This is a genomic window from Pseudoalteromonas sp. Cn5-37 (assembly GCF_021532495.1).
Lineage (GTDB): Bacteria > Pseudomonadota > Gammaproteobacteria > Enterobacterales > Alteromonadaceae > Pseudoalteromonas > Pseudoalteromonas simplex.
Map to the genome: position 1 here is coordinate 1 of NZ_JAKGBA010000076.1, position 2960 is coordinate 2960.

The following is a 2960-nucleotide window of genomic DNA, read 5'->3' on the forward strand; positions in this document are numbered from 1 at the left end:
GGCCAGAAAAAGCAAATTCCCATAGCATAAACAACACCAACTCTGACACACCGAGTAGGTAGCGGCTCAGTCCAACAAGCGATTATGCAACACAAACTGCGTGTCGCATAAATACTAAAATGTTATGTGTAATGGAGTAGATGGCATGGAGTTTCAGACGATCCCAATAATGCGGATTTTCGATGAAGATAAAGCAAAAGAGTTTTACCTTGGCTTTCTCGGTATGGAACTAGATTGGGAGCATCGTTTTGAGGATGGTTACCCAATTTACATGCAAGTTTCGCTTGGCGATTTTGTTTTACATCTGAGTGAACACTCTGGTGACTGCACACCGGGCAGCAAGGTCTTCGTTAATGTAAGCAATCTTGATCAACTTTTCGCACAAGTTACTGCAAAGCCTTACAAATACAACAAACCAAGCATTGAAGATGCCCCTTGGGGTGCAAGGTGTTTTACCGTAACAGATCCGTTTTCAAACAGGATATTGTTTAATGAATCAGCAGACACATAACAATCAAATTTTATCGCCAGCAAAAAGCGCTGGCTGCGACGTCAACCCGCTGCGCGGCTTTCCGCGCTAAATTTGGGCGTTAAGCATACGAGGAACCATGTCCAGTGAAGTCACCGTGGCTAAAATATGAATCGAGGTTGGCAGACTGGATGAAACAGTTTGCTAGCGAAAAGTTGTCGTTCACTAATGGTTTTCAAGCAATCCCTGGCTTTCCTTCAAATGGATTTCGTGCTGATGGGCTGCTAACTGATGGGAATGTTGTTATAGCCTTGGAAGTGGAGGTAAAACAAACTCACCCTGATACAAATGTTGGAAAATATTGGCTCTTAAGCCAGTATCAAGCTTATGAAAAGGTGATTTTGTTTCATGTTTATACTCCAGAGTACACATCTTATCCTTGGCGCCTTCAGCTAGGTCAGTTTTATGCCTCAAAAATGGCGATAGAGTTGCCATTTGAATATGAACTAGTCGATCAAAGAGAAGCTATCGATACGAACTCATCATTTGAAGCAGTAACTAGAATTCTAGAGCAAAGAATACTCGGTGAATTCGGAGTAATTGCTGGTAAGTCGCAAAATGCTTAACAAGTGCAGGTTGTCGGACGTGTGCTACGCTGCGCTCCGCACCCGCCGCAACTGCAGGCGTTATGTGCTCTAAGGTATCTCATGCTCTCAATCACCAGTGAAGATAAAGAGAATCAACTTAAAAGTTATTGTCAGCATTGGCTGAGCTTATTAGCCACAAATCAATTTGAAGACGCAGAAAAGCTCATTGATATAAACAATAACTATGGTGTTGTATGGGCAGAATCTGAACTCAAAGACGCTGTGCATGATTACTTTGGTAGCGATGCCCCTGTGAGTTTTCAAAACGAAAATATAGCGAATTGTTACCCTGAGTTTTTAGAAACCGATTCAGGCTCATTGATCTTCGGCTTTTATTTACCCGCCAATGGCGAGATAACCGACCTAACTGTTGAATTTGAGTTTGTACCAATTGGGAACAACAATTATGCTGCAACAATCAACGATGTTCATGTTCTGTAGCATGTACGCACATAACAAGCGCCAGCACATCGCGCCTGCGGCGCTGGACTCGCAACAAGTTGCTCGCCCGTGTGGCGGGCGTTAGCTTTGCGGAGGCTTTATTGACATTTTAATATTAGTTATCGCCTCAGTATTATTCTTTGTTTTGGTTATAAAGTTGGAATCAATGATTCCCATCAACTTTTTGGACAAAGCAGAAAGAACGTTTAACGACCTAGGTGCAAACGTGCAGGTAAGAACAAATTCTTACTCTCGTTTTTATAACACCAAAGGACGATTGGTAAAAAAGTCGGATATAGCAAAAATCCAAAAAGCGGGTTGTCTTACACTTTTTACATTATCGGATAACGCAATCGATATTACGGTGCATCCAGCTAATAAAGATACTGTGTTTGAAAAAGCTAAAAGTATATTTAAAGAGGCTCAAGTTGTTGAAATTGATATACAAAGCTAACAAACCAATTATTCCGACCTCAACTCGCTGCGCTCTTTTCGTCGGCATATTGGGGCGTTATGTTGGAGCAGCATATTGATCGCTCGTATTAAGACAATCAGTTTTGGGGTATTAGTAGCTGCATTAATCATTACGATCACGTTGATGGTAGCCGATGTTGAATTTTATGGGCTCCTCAGTGTTTACGTATTTATGGTTTTATGGAGTTTACACAAGATATTTTTGTGGCTCATCGGTGATGAGTTTGGCATCGCCGTTCAGGTGAAAATTAAGAAAGACGCACCAAAAGCAATTCGTTTCCTTGGGCTGTTATTTGTCTGCTTTGTTTTTTATTTCGTAGCTAAGGGGCTTATCAAGCATGTTTCAACATAACAAGTTGCTTAATTTCGTTCCGGCCACAAACAGCATGGCCTCCACTGGACTGCCTACGCTGCGCTGCGGCAGCCAATTAGCAAAGCGTTAGCACTGTCCACTTATGGCACAGACTGTGTGAAAACTCTGATCACCTTTTGGTCTAAGTATCTGCTGCTTATGATCGATTAATCTATACATTTAGTTCACTTAATATACTGATATTTATATAATAAGACTATTGATTCAGTCGAGGGTTGAGGCAATATGTCAAAGTTTATAAGCGGTGAAGATCGTAACCAATCAACGTTATTTCCAGAATCGTTGGAAGACTACGTCAGTGAAGATAATACGGTCAGAGTAATTGATGTTTTCATTGAGGAACTAAATCTAGCTGAATTGGGGTTTAAAGGATTAACCTTAAAGTCCACAGGCCGCCCTAAGTATCATCCAGCCACACTATTAAAGCTTTATCTTTATGGTTACCTCAACCGTATTCAATCATCCCGCCGATTAGAAACCGAATGCCAACGCAATATTGAACTGATGTGGCTACTTGGTAAGTTGGCACCCGACTTTAAAACGATTGCTGATTTTA

The 2960-nt window shown here is 41.3% G+C and carries 6 protein-coding genes; all 6 read left to right on the forward strand.

Annotation, left to right across the window (positions count from 1 at the left end):
* The first annotated feature begins 145 nt into the window (after window positions 1-145).
* Window positions 146-511 carry a glyoxalase superfamily protein gene (locus tag L1266_RS22060; RefSeq protein ID WP_024592045.1) on the forward strand — a complete coding sequence of 122 codons (366 nt, stop codon included), beginning with the start codon at window positions 146-148 and terminating at the stop codon, window positions 509-511.
* A gap of 149 nt (window positions 512-660) precedes the next feature.
* A complete protein-coding gene (locus L1266_RS22065; RefSeq protein ID WP_063529658.1) occupies window positions 661-1095 on the forward strand; it encodes a hypothetical protein in 435 nt (144 codons plus the stop codon).
* 81 nt (window positions 1096-1176) lie between these two features.
* Window positions 1177-1557 carry a hypothetical protein gene (locus L1266_RS22070; protein WP_024592043.1) on the forward strand — a complete coding sequence of 127 codons (381 nt, stop codon included), beginning with the start codon at window positions 1177-1179 and terminating at the stop codon, window positions 1555-1557.
* 157 nt (window positions 1558-1714) lie between these two features.
* Window positions 1715-2011 (forward strand): hypothetical protein, encoded by a 297-nt coding sequence (locus tag L1266_RS22075; RefSeq protein WP_138558954.1) that lies wholly within the window; start codon window positions 1715-1717, stop codon window positions 2009-2011.
* 75 nt (window positions 2012-2086) lie between these two features.
* Complete coding sequence (locus L1266_RS22080; RefSeq protein ID WP_024592041.1) at window positions 2087-2383, forward strand: hypothetical protein; 297 nt, start codon at window positions 2087-2089, stop codon at window positions 2381-2383.
* 246 nt (window positions 2384-2629) lie between these two features.
* The coding region (locus L1266_RS22085) for a transposase (RefSeq protein WP_235378354.1) at window positions 2630-2960 on the forward strand (331 nt) is incomplete at its 3' end.